At 62.5% G+C, this 1,805-nt stretch carries 2 protein-coding genes; both read right to left on the bottom strand.

Going from position 1 to position 1,805, the window contains the following annotated elements:
* On the bottom strand, window positions 1-1,020 hold a 1,020-nt coding region (locus EOA86_RS33195), incomplete at its 3' end, for an ATP-dependent DNA helicase RecQ (protein ID WP_164892261.1).
* 469 nt (window positions 1,021-1,489) lie between these two features.
* Window positions 1,490-1,805 (bottom strand): cupin domain-containing protein (locus tag EOA86_RS33190; protein WP_164892260.1); only part of this gene is annotated, 316 nt, incomplete at its 5' end.

The following is a 1,805-nucleotide window of genomic DNA, read 5'->3' as shown; positions in this document are numbered from 1 at the left end:
GAGCATATGTGCCTCGGCAGCCCGCCCGTCGCGGCCAGCACGGCCGATTTCCTGATAATAGGCTTCGAGGCTGCCCGGCAGATCGGTATGGAAGACATAGGCGACGTCAGGCTTGTCGATCCCCATGCCGAAGGCGATGGTCGCCACCATCACGACGCCGGACAAGATCATGAATGCGTTTTGATTCGCTTCACGCGCGTCCTTGCTCATGCCGGCATGATAGGCGAGCGCGCGCACGCCGTTCTTCTCGAGGAACGCCGCCATCTCCTCGGTCTTCTTGCGCGACAGGCAATAGACGATGCCGCTGCGGCCGGCATGACGCTGCACGAAGCTCAGCAATTGGCGCTTGCCGTCCTGCTTGGCCTCGATGCCAAGCTTGATGTTCGGCCGGTCGAAGCCCAGCACCAGGGTTTCGACGCAGCCAGCGAACAGCTGTGCGGCGATGTCGGTGCGCGTCGTCTCGTCCGCTGTCGCCGTCAGCGCAATGATCGGCACATCAGGAAAGATGCCGCGCAGCCGCGACAACTCTTCATATTCGCGCCGGAACGCCGGACCCCATTGGGAGATGCAATGCGCCTCGTCGACAGCGATCAGCCGGATGTCGAGCCTTGCCAGCGCCTCGAGCATCCGTGTGGTCATGAGCCGCTCCGGCGCAAGATAGAGCAGGCGCGTTTGGCCCGCCGCAACACGGCGCCATGCGGCGACATTGGCATCCCGATCGAGCGAGGAATTGATCGTATCGGCCGCCACGCCGGCAAGGCGCAATGCGGCGACCTGGTCCTGCATCAGCGCCACCAGCGACGAAACGACAATGGTGAGCCCGCCAAGGACCAGCGCCGGGACCTGGTAGCAGAGCGATTTGCCGGCGCCGGTCGGCATCACAGCCAGCACATGGCGCCCAGCCAGCAGTGCCTCCGTCACAGCATCCTGGCCGGGACGAAAATTATCGAAGCCGAACACATCCTTCAGGACACGCCGCTTGGAATCCTCCGCCCGGACGCTCACCTTCGATACCTGCATCAGGGAATTTCTACGATCGGCGCCGCCTGAAAAGGCAGTGTGGAGACGGCCAGGAGCTGCGGCGACATGACTTGCCAAAGCTCTCTGGACAATCTCCAGGTGACTGGCTTGACCGCGGATTCGAATACTTGATCACCCCTCAAGTCCTGTCTCCGTCGGCGCCGTCTGAAAGAATATCCCCTCATTGGCGGATATGGGACCGTGATTCCAGCCCTATTCGCTTTGCCTGTGAATATCGCGTCGGCTCGGGCCGGTTAATCCTATCTTCATCATAATTCGGCAGGTTCAGGTTCTGCGGTGATGTTTTGAGTACCGCGGCGCCACAAGCGCCCAGGCAACACGCCCGCGTCTCTCCGGAGGCGCGGGCTTTTCGTTTGCGGGACATGCCGGAAGGAAGCGGGCAAACACGCGGTTCTGCTCATTGGGCCGGACACACGCCGCGGCGCAATGATCTGCATTCGCGCGCCCTTCAGTCGATAAAATCAGCGCGGTGCGGCGTAAAGCTGTCGACTAGGCGCCCGGCCTCGAGCGCCTTGACGCCATGGACCAAGTTGGATGGGACAATGAAGCTGCTCCCCGTTTCCAGGATCTCGGTCCTGCCGTCGATGGTGACCTCGAAGCGACCTTCGGCGACGTAGCTCGCCTGGACATGCGGGTGCGAATGCAGCGCACCGACACCGCCCTTGTCGAAACCGAACTCGACCATCATCAACTCGTCCGTGTGCAGCAGCACGCGCCTGCGATTGCCATCCGGGGTCGGCGTCCATACCCCCTCGCCGGCGCGC

The organism is Mesorhizobium sp. M5C.F.Ca.IN.020.32.2.1 (assembly GCF_004023105.1).
Taxonomy (GTDB): Bacteria; Pseudomonadota; Alphaproteobacteria; order Rhizobiales; family Rhizobiaceae; genus Mesorhizobium; species Mesorhizobium wenxiniae.
Note: the sequence above shows the minus strand (reverse complement) of the source record. Positions and strands in the feature narration are given on the sequence as shown.